Source organism: Marichromatium purpuratum 984, assembly GCF_000224005.2.
GTDB classification, from domain to species: domain Bacteria; phylum Pseudomonadota; class Gammaproteobacteria; order Chromatiales; family Chromatiaceae; genus Marichromatium; species Marichromatium purpuratum.
This window is the reverse complement of sequence record NZ_CP007031.1, coordinates 3,763,166-3,779,112: the sequence shown is the minus strand read 5'-3', so window position 1 is coordinate 3,779,112 and position 15,947 is coordinate 3,763,166. Positions and strand designations below refer to the sequence as shown.

General features: G+C 68.2%; 16 protein-coding genes. 8 read left to right on the top strand and 8 right to left on the bottom strand.

Going from position 1 to position 15,947, the window contains the following annotated elements; translation table 11 throughout:
- Positions 1-63: 63 nt before the first annotated feature.
- From rpmH to cowN, 8 genes are all read left to right on the top strand, one after another.
- Complete coding sequence (gene rpmH / locus MARPU_RS16430) at positions 64-198, top strand: 50S ribosomal protein L34 (protein WP_005222248.1); 135 nt, start codon at positions 64-66, stop codon at positions 196-198.
- Positions 195-584 carry a ribonuclease P protein component gene (gene rnpA, locus MARPU_RS17445; protein WP_084015211.1) on the top strand — a complete coding sequence of 130 codons (390 nt, stop codon included), beginning with the start codon at positions 195-197 and terminating at the stop codon, positions 582-584. The genes rpmH and rnpA overlap by 4 nt, the downstream gene beginning before the upstream one ends.
- Entirely contained in the window at positions 569-805 is a 237-nt protein-coding gene (yidD, locus tag MARPU_RS17440; RefSeq protein ID WP_005222249.1) for a membrane protein insertion efficiency factor YidD, read from the top strand. The genes rnpA and yidD overlap by 16 nt, the downstream gene beginning before the upstream one ends.
- The gene (gene yidC / locus MARPU_RS16425; RefSeq protein WP_005222250.1) at positions 798-2,477 is read left to right on the top strand and encodes a membrane protein insertase YidC; all 1,680 of its coding nucleotides are present in this window, start codon (positions 798-800) and stop codon (positions 2,475-2,477) included. The genes yidD and yidC overlap by 8 nt, the downstream gene beginning before the upstream one ends.
- Positions 2,478-2,481: 4 nt before the next feature.
- Complete coding sequence (gene mnmE, locus MARPU_RS16420) at positions 2,482-3,819, top strand: tRNA uridine-5-carboxymethylaminomethyl(34) synthesis GTPase MnmE (protein ID WP_005222251.1); 1,338 nt, start codon at positions 2,482-2,484, stop codon at positions 3,817-3,819.
- 577 nt (positions 3,820-4,396) lie between these two features.
- Positions 4,397-5,701: a DUF58 domain-containing protein gene (locus MARPU_RS16415; RefSeq protein ID WP_005222252.1), complete on the top strand. Its 1,305-nt coding sequence runs from the start codon at positions 4,397-4,399 to the stop codon at positions 5,699-5,701.
- A 54-nt stretch (positions 5,702-5,755) separates the two neighbouring features.
- Positions 5,756-7,276: a hypothetical protein gene (locus MARPU_RS16410; protein ID WP_005222253.1), complete on the top strand. Its 1,521-nt coding sequence runs from the start codon at positions 5,756-5,758 to the stop codon at positions 7,274-7,276.
- Between the two features lie 152 nt (positions 7,277-7,428).
- Positions 7,429-7,719 (top strand): N(2)-fixation sustaining protein CowN, encoded by a 291-nt coding sequence (cowN, locus tag MARPU_RS16405; protein WP_005222255.1) that lies wholly within the window; start codon positions 7,429-7,431, stop codon positions 7,717-7,719.
- 6 nt (positions 7,720-7,725) lie between these two features.
- Here cowN and lipB read toward each other — a convergent pair whose 3' ends face one another.
- The 8 genes from lipB to mrdA all read right to left on the bottom strand — a co-directional run bounded on the left by lipB (position 7,726) and on the right by mrdA (position 15,944).
- Positions 7,726-8,385 (bottom strand): lipoyl(octanoyl) transferase LipB, encoded by a 660-nt coding sequence (gene lipB, locus MARPU_RS16400; protein ID WP_005222256.1) that lies wholly within the window; start codon positions 8,383-8,385, stop codon positions 7,726-7,728.
- Positions 8,382-8,651 carry a YbeD family protein gene (locus MARPU_RS16395; protein WP_005222258.1) on the bottom strand — a complete coding sequence of 90 codons (270 nt, stop codon included), beginning with the start codon at positions 8,649-8,651 and terminating at the stop codon, positions 8,382-8,384. The genes lipB and MARPU_RS16395 overlap by 4 nt, the downstream gene beginning before the upstream one ends.
- Positions 8,638-9,504 carry a D-amino acid aminotransferase gene (locus MARPU_RS16390; protein ID WP_005222260.1) on the bottom strand — a complete coding sequence of 289 codons (867 nt, stop codon included), beginning with the start codon at positions 9,502-9,504 and terminating at the stop codon, positions 8,638-8,640. Before MARPU_RS16390 ends, MARPU_RS16395 begins: the two co-directional genes overlap by 14 nt.
- Before the next feature lie 28 nt (positions 9,505-9,532).
- Positions 9,533-10,672, bottom strand: a complete 1,140-nt coding sequence (locus MARPU_RS16385) for a D-alanyl-D-alanine carboxypeptidase family protein (protein WP_005222261.1) — start codon at positions 10,670-10,672, stop codon at positions 9,533-9,535.
- Between the two features lie 167 nt (positions 10,673-10,839).
- Positions 10,840-11,763, bottom strand: a complete 924-nt coding sequence (locus tag MARPU_RS16380; protein ID WP_025275413.1) for a septal ring lytic transglycosylase RlpA family protein — start codon at positions 11,761-11,763, stop codon at positions 10,840-10,842.
- 53 nt (positions 11,764-11,816) lie between these two features.
- Positions 11,817-12,797: a lytic murein transglycosylase B gene (mltB, locus tag MARPU_RS16375; RefSeq protein WP_005222270.1), complete on the bottom strand. Its 981-nt coding sequence runs from the start codon at positions 12,795-12,797 to the stop codon at positions 11,817-11,819.
- Positions 12,798-12,931: 134 nt separating this feature from the next.
- Complete coding sequence (gene rodA, locus MARPU_RS16370; RefSeq protein WP_005222272.1) at positions 12,932-14,068, bottom strand: rod shape-determining protein RodA; 1,137 nt, start codon at positions 14,066-14,068, stop codon at positions 12,932-12,934.
- Complete coding sequence (gene mrdA / locus MARPU_RS16365; RefSeq protein ID WP_005222274.1) at positions 14,058-15,944, bottom strand: penicillin-binding protein 2; 1,887 nt, start codon at positions 15,942-15,944, stop codon at positions 14,058-14,060. Before mrdA ends, rodA begins: the two co-directional genes overlap by 11 nt.
- Between the last annotated feature and the right edge of the window lie 3 nt (positions 15,945-15,947).

The following is a 15,947-nucleotide window of genomic DNA, read 5'->3' as shown; positions in this document are numbered from 1 at the left end:
CCTTTTATAAAGGGGTGCCACGCGCCCCGTGCTGCCAATTCCAAACTCCCTGGAGTACCGACCATGAAGCGCACCTTTCAACCGAGCCGCCTGAAGCGCGCTCGTACCCACGGCTTTCGTGCGCGTAGCGCCACCCGCAACGGCCGCAAGGTCCTTGCTGCCCGTCGCGCCAAGGGCCGCGCGCGTCTCGCGCTCTGAACCCCGAGCGCTCCGCCGGTCGCGCCGAGCAGGCCTTTCCGCGTGAGCGAAGGTTGACGTGCGCCACGCAGTATCGACACGTCTTCAGCGATCCCGTCCGCGCTGGACAACAGGGCTTCGTCGTCCTGTTCCGTCCCAACGGGAGCGGGCGTGCGCGACTCGGGCTGGCTATCTCCAAGAAGTGCGCGCGACGCGCGGTTGACCGCAACCGGCTCAAGCGTCTCGTCCGCGAAAGCTTCCGGAACCACCATCACGCCCTCCCCGGGGTGGATGTCGTGGTCATGTGCGCGCGTGGCGCACCGACGCTGCCCAATCGGCGACTGTTCGACCATCTCGAGCGTGCCTGGGCAACCATCAGGAAGAAACAACCATGCGCCGAATCCTGACCGGTCTGATTCGCGTGTATCAGTACGTCCTGAGCCCTCTTCTCGGACCGCGTTGTCGCTTCTATCCGACCTGTTCCCATTACGCCATCGAGGCCATCGAGTGCCACGGCCCGGTCTACGGCAGCTATCTCGCCGTACGCCGTGTGCTGCGTTGCCACCCCTGGCACCCCGGCGGCGTCGATCCCGTTCCCCCAGCAAGGCAGACATCGACTCATGGATAATGTGCGCCTGATCCTGTTTCTCGCTCTCGCCGCGGTCTCGTTCCTGATCTACGAGGCCTGGATGCAAGACTACGGGCGGCCACAGTCGCCGCAGGTCGCAATGACCGAGTCGACGGGCATGCTCCCTGGTGAGGCCGGTTCGGCGCCGGCGGACCTGCCCAGTGTCACCGTCACCCCGGATGCCGCCACTCCCGCGGCCATAAGCGCCGAGATGCGCGCCGCCGGCGCCGCGCCCGTGGTCGTCGAGACCGACGTGCTGCGTCTCGAGATCTCGCCCCAGGGCGGGACCATCTCCAGCGCCTGGCTGCTCGACTATGCGGTGGTGCCCGAGCGCCCCGAAGACAAGTTCCGGCTGATGAAGCCGGTGCCGCCGAACATGTTCGTCGCCCAGTCGGGACTGCTCGGCCAGCAGGCCGGCGCGCTGCCGACCCACGAGGCGCGATTCACCGCCGAGCAGTCCGAGTACCGGCTCGAGGACGGCCAGGATCGACTCCAGGTGGTGTTGCGCTGGCAGGGCGAGAATGGCGTCGCCGTCGAGCGTGTCTACACCTTCGAGCGTGGCAGCTATGTCATCGACACCGCGCAGCGGGTGACCAACACCACCGATGCGGCGCTGGTGGCGCGCGAGTACAACCAGCTCCAGCGCACCGACTTCTACGATCCCAACGAGCCGAGCTTCGTCCACACCTTCACCGGCGGCGTCTACTACAGCCCCGAAGAGAAGTACAAGAAGGTGTCCTTCGACGACATGCGCGACGGCAAGCTCGATCGCAGCGTGACCGATGGCTGGATCGCGATGATCCAGCACTACTTCATGGCCGCGTGGATCCCACCGCGTCAGGTCCAGGAGACCTTCTACACCAAGGTCGTCGGTGACTCGCGCTATATCATCGGCAAGTACTCGCCGGCGGTGAGCATCCCCGCGGGCGCCACCCACAGCTTCGACAACCGGCTGTTCGTCGGTCCCAAGCTGCAGGACGACCTCGCCGCCATCGCCCCCGGACTCGAGCTGGCGGTCGACTACGGCTGGCTGACGGTGATCGCGCAGCCGATCTTCTGGGTGCTGGAGAAGATCCACGCCCTGGTCGGCAACTGGGGCTGGGCGATCATCGTGCTCACCATCCTGATCAAGCTGGCCTTCTTCAAGCTCTCCGAGACCAGCTATCGCTCGATGGCCAACATGCGCAAGCTCACCCCGCGCCTGCAGGCCATCAAGGATCGCTACGGCGACGACAAGCAGCGCCTCAACCAGGCGATGATGGAACTCTACAAGACCGAGAAGATCAACCCGCTCGGCGGCTGTCTGCCGATCCTGGTGCAGATCCCGGTGTTCATCTCGCTCTACTGGGTGCTGCTCGAGAGCGTCGAGATGCGGCAGGCGCCCTTCGTGCTCTGGCTCGACAATCTCTCCGCGCCCGATCCCTACTACGTCCTGCCGTTGATCATGGGCGTGTCGATGTTCGTGCAGCAGAAGCTCAACCCGCCGCCGCCGGACCCGATGCAGGCCAAGATCATGATGGCGCTGCCGTTCGTCTTCACCGTGTTCTTCGCCTTCTTCCCGGCGGGTCTGGTGCTCTACTGGACGGTCAACAACATCATCTCGATCGCCCAGCAGTGGCACATCACCCGTCAGATCGAACAGGGTGCTGGCACGGCCAAGCAGAAGCGCTGACCCGATGACCGCCGACACCATCGCCGCCGTCGCCACCCCGCCCGGCGTCGGGGGTGTCGGTATCGTCCGGGTCAGCGGTGCGGGCGTTGCCGCGATCGCCCACGCCCTGCTCGGCGCCCTACCCGCCCCCCGTCAGGCCCATTTCGGCGTCTTCCGCGACGCCGCGGGTGGCTTCATCGATGCCGGCATCGCGCTGCGCTTCGTCGCCCCTGCCTCCTTCACCGGCGAGGACGTGCTCGAACTCCAGGGACACGGCGGTCCGGTGGTGATGGACCTGCTGCTGCAGCGCTGTCTCGAACTCGGCGCCCGCCCAGCGCGTCCCGGCGAGTTCACCGAGCGCGCCTTCCTCAACGGCAAGCTCGATCTCGCCCAGGCCGAGGCCGTCGCCGATCTCATCGAGAGCGCCTCCGCGCTCGCCGCCCGGCTCGCCGGCAACAGCCTGCAGGGCGCCTTCTCGCGGCGGATCGAGGCGTTGGTCGAGCGGCTGGTGCGGCTGCGCACCTATCTCGAGGCCACGCTCGACTTCAGCGAGGAGGAGATCGATCCCGGCGACGAGTCGCGGATCGCCGCCGATCTCGCCGAGCTGATCGCCATGACCCGTGCGGTGCTCGCCGAGGCGCACCAGGGCTGTCGTATCCGCGAGGGGCTCTCGGTGGTGATTGCCGGCGCCCCCAACGCCGGCAAGTCGAGCCTGCTCAATGCCCTCTCCGGGGCCGACACCGCCATCGTCACCGATATCCCCGGCACCACCCGTGACCTGCTGCATAGCGACATCCAGATCGACGGTCTGCCGCTGCGCATCATCGATACCGCCGGCATCCGCAACAGCGACGACCCGGTCGAGCGCGAGGGGGTGCGTCGTGCCCGCGAGCAGCTCGGTCGCGCCGACCTGGTGCTGTGGGTCTACGACGCTACCCAGGGGCCGGATCCCGAGACCGCCGCGAGCCTGCCCGAGGGGGTGCGCATCACCCGGTTGCGCAACAAGATCGACCTGACCGGCGCCGAGCCGGGTTGCGACGAGCGTGAGGGCGCCACCGAGATCGCGCTGTCGCTGCGCGAGGGACGCGGGCTCGAGTTGCTGCGCGAACACCTCAAGGCGGTTGCCGGGGTCGGTGCCCGTCCCGAGGGAGCCTTCACCGCCCGCCGTCGCCATCTCGACGCCTTGCGCCAGGGCCTTGCCGCACTGGAGTCGGCCGCCCGCGCCCAGGCCGCGGGCGTCGGCGCCGAGCTGGTCGCCGAGGAACTCCACCTCGCCCAGCGCGCGCTCGGCGAGATCACCGGCCGCTTCACCTCTGAAGACCTGCTCGGGCGCATCTTCTCCAGCTTCTGTATCGGCAAGTAGGGTTCAGCCGCCAGTCGCCAGTCGCCAGTCGCCAGCAGGCGGAAGGCGACGCCGTCGTCGAGGTCGCACGCCTGCCGGCGGCTGCAACCCCTTGGGGCTTGGCGATTCGACCTGCCCTGGCGGTTCGAATCCTCTGGCCGAGGGTGGCCGGGTCTCGCCGGGCACGCTGCGCTTTGCCCGGTCGACCGCGCTGGCGCGGCGCCGAGCGATCAGCCGTCAGCCGATGACAAGTGGCGCCGTCGTCGAGGACGCACACTCACTGACGGCTGACGGCTGACGGCTGACGGCTGACGGCTGACGGCTGACGGCTGACGGCTGACGGCTGACGGCTGACGGCTGACGGCTGACGGCTGACGGCTGACGGCTGACGGCTGACGGCTGACGGCTGACGGCTGACGGCTGACGGCTGACGGCTGACGGCTGACGGCTGACGGCTGACGGCTGATGGCTGATGGCTGATGGCTGATGGCTGACGGCTGACGGCTGGTACCTGGCCGCCTGAACCTCGAATCGGCCGAGTTTCAATCGCGCGACTCTGGGTTATCGTGTTGCCCATGGTTTTCCTGCGGAGTCACGGATGCGTCTGACCCCTGTTCTGTCCTGGTTGTTCGTCGGCTGGACGCTGATCGCTCTGGTGGCGCTCTGGTGGCCGGCTGCCGGGCCCCTGTGGTGGGGCTATGGCGGGCTGCTCGCGGTGGTCGTGCTGGGCGATGTCCTGGTGCTGTGGCGGACGCCGGTGCCGCAGGTCGAGCGGACGCTGCCGGGGACCCTGTCGCAGGGTGAGTGGTGTGCGGTGGGGTTGGTGGTGCGCTCGACTGCGCGGCGGCGGTTGCGGCTGCTGATGCATGACCTGCACCCGGCCACCTTCGAGGTCGCCGGGCTGCCCGCTAGTCTGCTGCTGTCCCCGCTGGGTGAGGCGCGTCTGGACTATCGGCTGCGGCCCGTGACGCGGGGCGATGTCGTCTTCACCGGGGTCGATCTGGCGCTCTACTCGTCGCTCGGGCTGTGGCGCTGTCGGCACCGGCTCGTCTTGTCGGAGCGGGTGCGGGTGGTGCCGGCACTCACGGCGCTGCGTCGCGGGATCGCCTTGGCGGCGCAGGACGCGCGACTCGGCGTCGGGGTGCACCCGCACCAGCGACGCGGCAGCGACGGCGACTTTCACCAGCTGCGCGACTATCGTGCCGGCGATCTGCTGCGTCAGATCGACTGGAAGGCGAGCGCTCGCGCGCAGCGCCCGATCTCGCGTGAGTACCGTGAGTCGCGCGATCAGCAACTGGTGTTCCTGCTCGACTGCGGTCGGCACATGCGCCATCTCGGCGCTGGCGCCGGACACCTCGATGCGGCGCTCGCCGCCTTGTTGCTGGTGGCCGCTCTGGCGGTGCGCCAGGGCGATGCGGTGGGGCTGATGAGCTATGGCGGGACGCATCGCTGGTGTCCGCCGCGTCAGGGGCAGCCGGCGTTGCGCCGCTTGCTCGATGACTGCTACGACCTGCAGCCGACGCTGGAGGCGGCCGACCCACTGCTCGCCGCCGCCACGCTGCAACAACGGCTGCGCCGTCGTGCCCTGGTGGTGTTGATCACCTGCGGGCGCGACGAGGATCAAGAGGGACTGGAGCAGGCGGCGCGACTGCTCGGTCGCGACCATCTGCTGCTGCTCGCCGATCTGCGCGAGCGCTCGCTGGACGGGGCGTTGAACCAGCCGTTGTGCGACCTGTCGGATGCACTGCGCTTTCATGCCCTGCGCGATTGGCGCGAGCGGCGGCGGGTGCGCTGCGCGCGGCTGCGTCGGCGCGGGGTCCAGGTGCTCGACCTGCTCCCGGGGCAGCTGCCGGCGGCGCTCGCCGACCGCTATTTGGCCATCAAGCGGGCCGGTATGCTGTAATTCCGGATCGGCCGTGAGGCTTGGCCGGTGAACCCTCTGTCAGGAATCGACCCCATGCGTAAACTGCTCGGCGCGCTCGCGTTGCTCGTCGTCTCGGTCCAGGTGCGGGCCGGGATCCCCGCCACCCCGGTGATGACCCTCTATGCCTTCAATGGCCCTGTCGAGGTGCCCTATTACAGCGCCGAGCGCTTTCGCCCGGGCGACCCCGGGGCGCCGATCGGCACCCTCGCCCAGGGCACCTCGCTGATCCCCTGTCTGGTGATCCGCGACGGCGCGCCGCTCACCGATGCCTCGGGCACGCCCTATGTCGGCTTCGAGGTGGTGGTCGACCCGCGTCGTGCCGGTCCCGAGGCGCGCGCGCGCTTCCTCGCGGCGATCGAGCGACGCAAGGGGCTGGAGGTGGAGAACCATCACTGTGAGGCCGGGGTGCGCGGGGTGATCGATGTCCGTCAGCTCTATGCCATGGAAAAGGCGCCCTTCTTCACCCCGCCGCCGGCTGCTCGACCGGGCGCGACGCCCCCGGCCGCGTCGAGTCAGCTCGATCGCATCGTCCGTGACTTTCACGCCTCCTCCGAGTGCGCCCGCGCCAATGCCCGGCTGAGCGGACGGCGCGGCGCCCTGGAGCGGGCCTGGGAGGATTATCTGGCCAGGCGCCGCGGCGAGTTGCCGCTGACCACCCTGGCGCGCGCCAAGCACCTCGACTACACCCTGCGCACCGCGCTGTTCGAGGGCCATCATGCGCGCGGCTGCAACGCCTATGGCGCCTGTGAGCGCAACATCGTCGCGCTGACCATCCGCAACCGTGCCGTCGGCCAGTGTCCGCGACACATCGGTTGTACCTTCCCCGGCGACTTCCAGGGGGTCGCCTCCAAGGTCTCGCAGTACAACATCTGGGACGAGTTCCTCACCCAGATCTCCGGCCTGACCGCCTGCTATCTGCGCCCGGACCTCGCCGACGAGCCGCGCTTCGCCAAGTTGCAGGCGATGTATGCGCAGAGCGTCGGCGACGTCGAACGCATCCTCTATGGTGACGACGACGACCTGCGCGCGGTCTTCCCCGGCACCGACCTGGCCAAGCTCAAGCGGGTGCGTCACTACTATCACGCCCCGGCGATGGGCAAGTGCTTTCCCGAGCACCCACGTGTCGAGTACATGTCCGGCGCCGTCGCCCGCAGCGGCGACGACTTCGCGGTGATCGCCAACACCCGCATCGAGGTCGGCGAGACGGTCGGCACCGGTTATCGCTTCAAGCAGTTCCGCTTCGACGAGCTGGAGACGCGCGATCGCACCTGGGTCGAGGACCGCTATCCCGGCTTCGTCGTCGACGGGCGCAAGGTCAGCCTGCGAGCTCCGAGCGATTGTCGCCCCTATGGCATCCCTGCCGGTTGTCGGCTTGACGACAGCATCGGTCGCTATCGCAAGATTCCGCACTGGGCCGATGCTGGCGAGCCGCTCGAGATCCGCTGTCGGGTGATCGACCGTGGGAGTGACTGTGATCGCGACGGAGACGGCGTCATCGCTCGGGTCGGCGGCGCCTGCGATCGCGAGATGCGGCCGGTGAGCGGGGTGCGCTGAGGGTTAAGGCGCGATTTTTGCCTTACGGGTGATCAGGCGACTGGCCGATCCCGTCCGCACGTCGCGGCGGGCCGCTGCCCATGATTGCGGCGCGATCATGGCGACGGGATCGGTCGTGGCCCAGGTTGAACGATCACCAGAGGTAGAGGGCCTTGAACGAGACGACGCACACCAACGACAGATATGTGAGTTTCGTCGATATCGACTGTGAGTCGCGGGTCGACGGCTGCATCGAGCGCATCCGCGCCTGTATCGAGCACAACACCAACCCATCACCGCTGCATGACTATGTCGCGACCAAGCTCGCCGAGACCGAGGCGCGCGGTCAGGACGGGCTGTACCTGATCGGCAGTCAGGTCAACGTACTGCGCGAGCTGTTCGAGCACCACGACGACGATGCCGGGTTGCACCTGCTCGAGTGCATCGAGCTCGAGTGCTGCTGAACCGGTTCAGCGTGCCCAGCGCGGCTCCAGGTCGAACACCCGCGTGAGGGTGTCGACCAGTCGGCCGGCGACGTCGGTCACCCCGATCCCGGCGACGAACTCCGAGAGCTGGGTCATCGCCAGCCCGGTGTAGCCGCAGGGATTGATCCGGTCGAAGGGCTCGAGTTCCATGGCGACGTTGAGCGCCAGCCCGTGATAGCTGCGAGCGTTGCGCACCCTCAGCCCGAGCGAGGCGATCTTGGCGCCCGCGACATAGACCCCGGGGGCGTTGTCGCGACGCTCGGCATCCACGCCGTAGTCGCGCAGCAGCTCGATCACCGTCTGCTCGAGCATGTTGACCAGCCGCTTGACGCCGATCCCGGCGCGTCTCAGATCGAACAGCAGATAGGCGACCAGCTGGCCGGGGCCGTGATAGGTGACCTGACCGCCGCGATCGACCTGCACCACCGGGATGTCGCCGGTGGCGAGCAGGTGCTCGCGGCGCCCGGCCTGACCGAGGGTGAACACCGGCGGGTGCTCGAGCAGCCACAGCTCGTCGAGCGAGTCCTCGTCACGGGCGTCGGTGAAGCGACGCATCGCCTCCAGGGTCGCGGCATAGTCCTGCAGCCCCGGCAGCCGCCGGATCAACAGCGTCTGCTGGCGCGCTCCCTCCCCCGCCTCGCTCACAGTGCCCAGACCACGCGCTCGTGCGCGGTCAGCTCGGCATAGATGGCGTCGAGCTGCGCCTTGCTGTGCGCCTCGATGGTGACCGTCACCGCCAGCCACTTGCCGCCGTTGCTGGGACGGGTGCTGATCGCCGTGGCCTCGACGCCGGGGGCATGACGCTCGACGATGTCGACGACCAGCGTCTGGAAGTCGTCGCTGGCGCGGCCCATCGCCTTGATCGGGAAGCGGCAGGGGAATTCGAGCAGGGTTTCTTCAGAATCGGACATGACCGTTGCGTACCTGTGACTTGTAGTCCTGATAGAGGGCGTCCATGCGTCGCCAGAGTGGTCCCGGTCGGCCGTCGCCGACCGGCTGGTCGTCGAGCCGGGTGACCGGCACCAACTCGCGCGTCGAGCTGCCGAGCCAGATCTCGTCGGCGGTGCGCAGCTGGGCGTCCTCAATCGGTTGTTCGGAGAAGGCGATCTCACCGCTCGCGGCGAGTCGCAGCGCCAGCTCGCGGGTGATCCCGGCGAGCAGACGGTGATCGCAGGGCGGGGTCAGCAGCCGCTGCCCCTGGACCACGAAGACGTTGGCTGCGGCGGCCTCGGTGACCAGCCCGTCGCGCAGCATGATGGTCTCGTCGGCGCCGGCCGCGCTCGCCTCCTGGCGCATCAGCACCGCCCCGAGCAACGAGGTCGACTTGATGTCGCAGCGCTGCCAGCGGATATCGGGCCGGGTGATGCAGCGGATGCCGTCGCGGGCGATCGCCGGGTCGCGTGGGGCGAGCGGTGTGCTCATCGCCAAGACCGTCGGCCTGACCCCCGTCGGGAAGCGGTGATCGCGGGTCGGCGCCGCCCCGCGGGTGATCTGCAGATAAAGGCTCTGATCCGGGGCCGGTGGCTCGCCGACCAGCCGGCGCGCCACCCGTTGCCAGCCCTCGGGTCCGAGCGGGTCATCGAGCCCGATCGCTGCGAGACTGCGCCCGAGCCGTGCCAGATGCTGGTCGAGACGGAGGAAGTGACCACCATAGCTGGGCACGACCTCGTAGACGCCGTCGCCGAACAGGAAGCCGCGATCGAGCACGGAGACCTGCGCCGCCTCGGGCGGCAGGAAACGACCGTTGAGATAAAGCTCGTTCATGCGCTCGCTCCGCCGGCTCGGGCCGGCATCAGAACATGCGCAGCAGATGGTCCTTCGCCTTGCGCACCAAGCCCCCCTCGGGCACCGCCTCGAGCGCGACCAGAGGGACTCGCGTCAGTTCGCGCCCGGCGTTGTCGACCACCAGGTCGCCGATGCGTGCGCCGACGGCGATCGGGGCGGTGAGTTCGGCGGTGCGCTCGATGCGGGCGCTGAGTTGACCATAGTCGCCGCGCGGAATGGTCGCAAACACATCCGTCGCCGGCCCCACCGACAGCACCTCCTGCTCTCCGTACCACACCCGCAGGTGCTCGACCGGCTGACCGGCCGGGTAGAGACGGTGACTCTCGTAGAAGCGGAAGCCGTAGTTGAGCAGCGCCAGGCTGGAGGTGGCGCGGGCATTGGGGCTGGGTGCGCCCATCAGCACCGAGACCAATCGTTGGTCGTCACGCTTGGCCGAGCCGACCAGACAGTAGCCGGCGGCGCGGGTGTAGCCGGTCTTGACGCCATCGGCCGAGGGGTCGCGACGCAGCAACGGGTTGCGGTTGGGCTGGGTGATGTCGTTGTAGGTGAAATCGCGGCTGCTGTACCAGGCGTAGTACTGCGGGAACTCGCGGATGATCGCTATGGTGACGCGGGCGATGTCGCGTGCGGTGGTGTAGAGATCGGGGTCGGGCAGGCCGTTGGGATTGGTGAAGTGACTGTTGGTCATCCCCAGTCGGCGGGCATGGGCGTTCATCAGGTTGGCGAAGGCCTCGACGCTGCCGGCGACGTGCTCGGCGAGGGCGACGCTGGCGTCGTTGCCCGACTGGATGATCATGCCCTTGAGCAGGTCCTCGACGCTGACCTGGGTGCCGACCTCGATGAACATCCGCGAGCCGCCGGTACGCCACGCCTTCTCGCTGACCAGCACCTGATCGTCGAGACGGATGTTGCCCTCGGCGAGTTCGCGAAAGACCACGTAGCCGGTCATGATCTTGGTCAGGCTGGCCGGTTCCAGACGCTCGTCGGCATTGATGTCGGCGAGCACCTGACCGGTGTTGAAGTCGATCAACAGATAGCCCTTGGCGTCGAGCTGCGGCGGTGCCGGGATTTGCGGCGCGGCGCTCGCCAGCACCGGGTGCAGGCACAGCAGGACGATCAGGACGAGGGACTGGATACGTGACTTCATGGGGTGTCCGGGTTCGGCGTGGGGGCGTGTCATCACGGGGTATTCTAACCTTGCTGTCGCTGTCTTGGGGATCGCTCGACCGTGATCCCGATTGCTGGGATCGGTGAGGACGGGGGTGGTCGGGCGCCGGCGGCGTGACGGCGCCGCCGGTTGGGCGGACCCGAGGGTCAGTTCTGTACCAGACGGGTCTCGGCGATGCCGAGCCCCGCCAGGCGTTCGGTCAGGGCGCTGGCCTCGGTGCGCGAGGCCAGCGGACCGATGCGCACCCGATAGAGCGCGCTGCCGGCGCTGCGGCTGTTCTCGACCAGGATCGGGTCGCCGAGTTCCGGGCGCAGCCGGGAGCGCAGCCGCTCGGCGTTGCGCGGGTCACCGAAGGCGCCGACCTGGACATAGAGGCCACCGCTGCCGCCCTCCGTGGTACGCGCCGCAGTCGTGACCGGCTTGGTCGTCGCCCTGGCGGGCTCGGACGCCGGGGGAGTGGTGTCGCGTGCACGCTGCGGCGCGTGCTCGCCACCCGCCACCAGCGGGCCGGGGTCGGCATCCGGTCGTCGTGGGTCGATGGCGCGGACCTCGACCATGGCGGTGCCCTTGCGCGCCATGCCGAGCTTGGTCGCTGCGGTATAGGACAGGTCGATGACGCGCGAGCCGTGGAAGGGGCCGCGATCGTTGATCCGCACCACCACGCTGCGGCCGTTCTCGAGATTGGTCACCCGGGCATAGGTCGGCAGGGGGAGCGTCTTGTGCGCTGCGGTCATGGCGTGCATGTCATAGGGCTCGCCCGAGCTGGTGCGACGACCGTGGAAGTCCTTGCCGTACCAGGAGGCCAGGCCCCGCTCGACGTGTCCGCGGCTGCTCGCCTTGGTGTAGTAGCGCTTGCCGAAGACCTCGTAGGACTTGGGGTTGCCGTATCGGGACCTGGGTTCGACCTTGGGGACGGCGTCGGGGATGCTGGCGATCTCCGGCGGGACGTCGTCGAAGGCGTCGAGCTGGTGTTGACCCGGCTGGCTGGCACAGCCGCCGAGCGCGGCTGCACCGATCGCCAGTGCGATCAGCAGCGGACGGTGCGATGGACGAGCGGACGGTATGGACATGCGGATCCTCCCCTGCGACCGCGCCTGTTGATCGATCGCGCTGCGGGGCGCGCTCATGGCGGCGTCTCCCCGATCGCCTCGCTCAACTGGTGCACGGCCATGGCGTAGAGGTTGCTGTGGTTGTAGCGGGTGATGGCGTAGAAGTTGGCGAAGCTGATCCAGCAGCGCTCGCCTGCCGCGCCGCCATCCAGACACATCAGGTTGGCCGGCGTCTCCGGTGCGAGCCCGGTTGCGGCCATCGGGTCGATGCCGGCAGCGCGCAGCGCGCCGAGGGTGGTCGCGGGTGCGCGCGGCGCCTTGCGCACCACTGCCGGCATGGTCGCTGGCGGCTGCTCCAGGGGGACCGCCACCGGGCCGCCGACGCGCCAGCCGTGACGCGCGAGATAGTTGGCGACGCTGCCGATGACGTCGGCGCTGCTGCGCCACAGGTCGCGCTGAGCGTCACCGTCGAAGTCGACGGCATAGGCTCGATAGCTCGAGGGGATGAACTGGGGCATGCCGAGCGCGCCGGCGTAGGAGCCGCGCACGGTGCTCAGATCGATCCCCTCCTCGGCGCCGAGCAGGATCAGTTGTTCGAGCTCGCGACGGAAGAAGGCGGCGCGTCTGGGGTAGGAGAAGCCGAGCGTGGTCAGCGCGTCGAGCGCGCGATGACGACCGAGCACCTCGCCGTAGCGGGTCTCGATGCCGATGATGGCGACGATCACCGGTGCGGGGACGCCGTAACGCGCCTCGGCCCGCGCGAGCTGCTCGGCATGGGCGGCGTGGAAGGCGCGTCCGCCGGCGATGCGCTCGGCGGTGAGGAAGAGCGCGCGATAGCGGTGCCAGGGCTTGCCCTCGTAGGGTTGCTCCATGGCATCGATGATCTCCTGGCGGTACTCGGCCCCGGCGATCAGCGCAGCGAGCTGCTCGGCATCGAGGTCATGGCGCGCGGCCATCTCGGTGACGAAAGAGGCGGCGGCGTTCCGATAGCCGTCGGGTGCGGCCTCGGCGGTGGCGAGCAGTAGTGCGCTCAGCAGGGTGATCAGGGTTCGCATCGGTGCTCGATCGGTCCTGAGTCTCGGTGCGGATCGACGGCAGCTCGATCCTGAAGGTGATGGTGTCGTGCACAAACGCCCGTCGCGCTGCACGCATTCCTTGACACTCGACCTCCAGTATATGCGCAAAGCGCTTAAATCCGAACCCTTTTCCGATGCGTCTCGATACTCATGATCATCCCGAAACCGATCATCAGGGTGACCATCGAGGTGCCGCCGTAGCTGATCAGCGGCAGCGGCACACCGACCACTGGCAGCAGTCCGGTCACCATCCCGGTGTTCACGAAGACATAGACGAAGAACACCATGATCAGACCGCCGGCGAGCAGCCGACCGTAATTGTCCTGGGCGCGGCTGGCGATCACCAGCCCGCGCAGGATGATGAACAGATAGAGCGCGAGCAGCGCGAGGATGCCGGCGAAGCCGAACTCCTCGCCGATCACCGCGAAGATGAAGTCGGTATTGCGCTCGGGCAGGAACTCCAGGTGCGACTGGGTGCCGTTGAGCCAGCCCTTGCCCGAGACCCCGCCGGAGCCGATGGCGATCTGCGACTGGATGATGTGATAGCCCGAGCCGAGCGGATCGGATTGCGGGTTGAGGAAGGTGAGCACGCGCTCGCGCTGGTAGTCGTGCATGCCGAACCACAGCAGTGGCGCGGCGGCGGCGGCGATGATCGCGAGCGCGCCGATCATCCGCCAGCTCAACCCGGCGATAAAGAGCACCATTACCCCGGCGCTGGCCACCAGCAGCGAGGTGCCGAGGTCGGGCTGCTTGGCGATCAGTACCACCGGGATCATGGTGATGATCGCCGCCAGCAGGATACGGGTGCGCGAGGGCGGCAGCGGTCGGGCGGCGAGGATCCAGGCGACCGCCATGGGTACCGCGAGCTTGAGCAGCTCTGAGGGCTGGAAGCGCACGAAGCCGAGATCGAGCCAGCGTTGCGCGCCCTTGCCGATCTCGCCGGCCACCAGCACTGCCACCAGCATGATGCAGCCGGCGACGAACAGCGAGGGCGACCAGTTGCGCAGTCGGAGCGGCGGGATCTGCGCCACCGCCAGCATCAGTGCGAAGGCGATGCCGAGCCGGATCAGCTGGCGCTCCACCGCCAGCGGGCTCTGGTCGCTGGCGCTGTAGAGCACCATCAGCCCGAAGCCGCACAGTCCGAGCAGCGCCACCAGCAGTGGCGCGTCGATGTGCAGTCGTCGCAGCGGACCGGGCAGCGGCTCGTCGACCCCACGGTCGAGTTGGGCGGCGCGGGTGTTAGTCGCCATCGGCGCGTTCCTCGTCTTGCTCCGGCGGCAGGGGTTCGCCGCCGAGATAGGCGTCGATCACCCGCCGCGCGATGGGCGCGGCGGTGGCGCTGCCGCTGCCGCCGTTCTCGACTACCACGGCGACGGCGATACGCGGATCCTCGATCGGGGCGAAGGCGACGAACAGCGCGTGGTCCTTGAGTCGCTCGGGCACGGTCTCGGCGTCGTAGCGCTCGTTCTGACCGATGGTGAAGACCTGTGCGGTGCCGGTCTTGCCGGCGATACGATAGTCGGGCGAGCGGATCTTGCGCGCGGTGCCCTGGCGGTCCTCGATCACCGCCACCATGGCGTCGATCACGGTGTCCCAGTGCGCCGGATCCTCGACCCGGATCTGATGATCGACGATCGGCAATGCCTCCTCCGGGGTGAGCGGTGCCGGCTCCGAGGCGCGACTGGCGCGTACCACCCTGGGGGTGATGAAGTGACCGTGGTTGGCGAGGCTTGCGGTGGCAGCGGCCAGTTGCAGCGGAGTGGCGAGATAGGCCCCCTGGCCGATGCCCATGATCACCGTCTCGCCGGGGAACCAGGGCTGATTGCGGACCCGCTGCTTCCACTCGCGCGAGGGCAGCAGTCCACCGAGTTCACCGGCGAGATCGATGCCGGTGACGGCGCCGAAGCCGAACTCGGCCAGGCGTGTGTGCAACCGGTCGATACCGAGCTTGTAGGCGAGATCGTAGAAATAGACGTCGCAGGACTCGGCCATCGCCGCGCGCAGATCGACATGACCGTGACCACCGCGGCGCCAGCAGCGGAAGCGGTGCGAGTGTCCGGGGAGGGTGAAATAGCCGGGGCAGTAAGTCTTGCTCTGCGCGGTCACCGTGCCCTCGATCAGCCCGGCGAGCCCGACGAACGGCTTGACCGTCGATCCCGGTGGGTACTGACCACGGATGGCGCGGTTGAACAGCGGCTTGTCCGGCGAGTAGAGCAGCGCGTGATAGTCCTTCTGACTGATGCCTTCGACGAACAGGTTGGGGTCGAAGCTCGGTTGGCTGACCAGCGCCAGCACGCCGCCGTTACGCGGGTCGATGGCGACGATAGAGCCCCGACGCTCACCGAGGATGTCGGTGGCGGCACGCTGCAGCTTGATGTCGAGATAGAGGCTGAGATCGCGTCCGGGGACCGGTGGCTGACTCTCGAGGGTGCGTAGCACCCGGCCACGGGCATTGACCTCGACTTGCTGGTGACCGACCTGACCGTGGAGCAGGTCCTCGTGGGCCTTCTCGATCCCGCCCTTGCCGATGAAGTGGGTGCCGGCATAGTTGCGCGCGTCGATGCGCTTGAGTTCGCCCTCGTTGATGCGCCCGACATAGCCGAGCACGTGCGCGGCATAGGGACCGAGTGGGTAGGCGCGCACCAGTTCGGCGCGCACGTCGACCCCGGGGAAGCGGTGGCCGTTGACCGAGAAGCGGGCGACCTCCGCCGGAGTCAGATTGAGTCGGATCGGTACCCCCTGGAAGCGCATCCGCTGGCGCTTGAGCCGGGCGAAGCGGGCGCGATCCTTGTCGTCGATCGGGATGATGCGCGAGAGCGCCGTGATGGTGGCGTCGAGATCGGACACCTTCTCGACGGTGATCTCGAGCGAGAACGAGGGATGGTTCTCGGCCAGCAGCACGCCGTTGGCGTCGTAGATCAGCCCGCGGGTCGGCGGGATCGGCTGGATCTTGACCCGGTTGTCCTGCGACAGCACCGAGAAATGATCGTGACGCTCGACCTGCAGGTGCAGCAGTCGCACCACCAGCAGCGCCAGGGCCAGCACCACCAGCAGTGCGGCGATCGCCGAGCGGGTGGCAATGATCCGCTGTTCGCGCTTGCGATCCTGGAAGCCGGACTCGAGCATCGT

Excerpts from the sequence above, each read along its gene's own strand:
- rpmH (WP_005222248.1), top strand. The coding sequence starts at position 64 with ATGAAGCGCACCTTTCAACCGAGCCGCCTGAAGCGCGCTCGTACCCAC.
- yidD (WP_005222249.1), top strand. The coding sequence starts at position 569 with ATGCGCCGAATCCTGACCGGTCTGATTCGCGTGTATCAGTACGTCCTG.
- yidC (WP_005222250.1), top strand. The coding sequence starts at position 798 with ATGGATAATGTGCGCCTGATCCTGTTTCTCGCTCTCGCCGCGGTCTCG.
- mnmE (WP_005222251.1), top strand. The coding sequence starts at position 2,482 with ATGACCGCCGACACCATCGCCGCCGTCGCCACCCCGCCCGGCGTCGGG.
- MARPU_RS16415 (WP_005222252.1), top strand. The coding sequence starts at position 4,397 with ATGCGTCTGACCCCTGTTCTGTCCTGGTTGTTCGTCGGCTGGACGCTG.
- MARPU_RS16410 (WP_005222253.1), top strand. The coding sequence starts at position 5,756 with ATGCGTAAACTGCTCGGCGCGCTCGCGTTGCTCGTCGTCTCGGTCCAG.
- MARPU_RS16395 (WP_005222258.1), bottom strand. The coding sequence starts at position 8,651 with ATGTCCGATTCTGAAGAAACCCTGCTCGAATTCCCCTGCCGCTTCCCG.
- MARPU_RS16390 (WP_005222260.1), bottom strand. The coding sequence starts at position 9,504 with ATGAACGAGCTTTATCTCAACGGTCGTTTCCTGCCGCCCGAGGCGGCG.
- MARPU_RS16385 (WP_005222261.1), bottom strand. The coding sequence starts at position 10,672 with ATGAAGTCACGTATCCAGTCCCTCGTCCTGATCGTCCTGCTGTGCCTG.
- MARPU_RS16380 (WP_025275413.1), bottom strand. The coding sequence starts at position 11,763 with ATGTCCATACCGTCCGCTCGTCCATCGCACCGTCCGCTGCTGATCGCA.
- mltB (WP_005222270.1), bottom strand. The coding sequence starts at position 12,797 with ATGCGAACCCTGATCACCCTGCTGAGCGCACTACTGCTCGCCACCGCC.
- rodA (WP_005222272.1), bottom strand. The coding sequence starts at position 14,068 with ATGGCGACTAACACCCGCGCCGCCCAACTCGACCGTGGGGTCGACGAG.
- mrdA (WP_005222274.1), bottom strand. The coding sequence starts at position 15,944 with ATGCTCGAGTCCGGCTTCCAGGATCGCAAGCGCGAACAGCGGATCATT.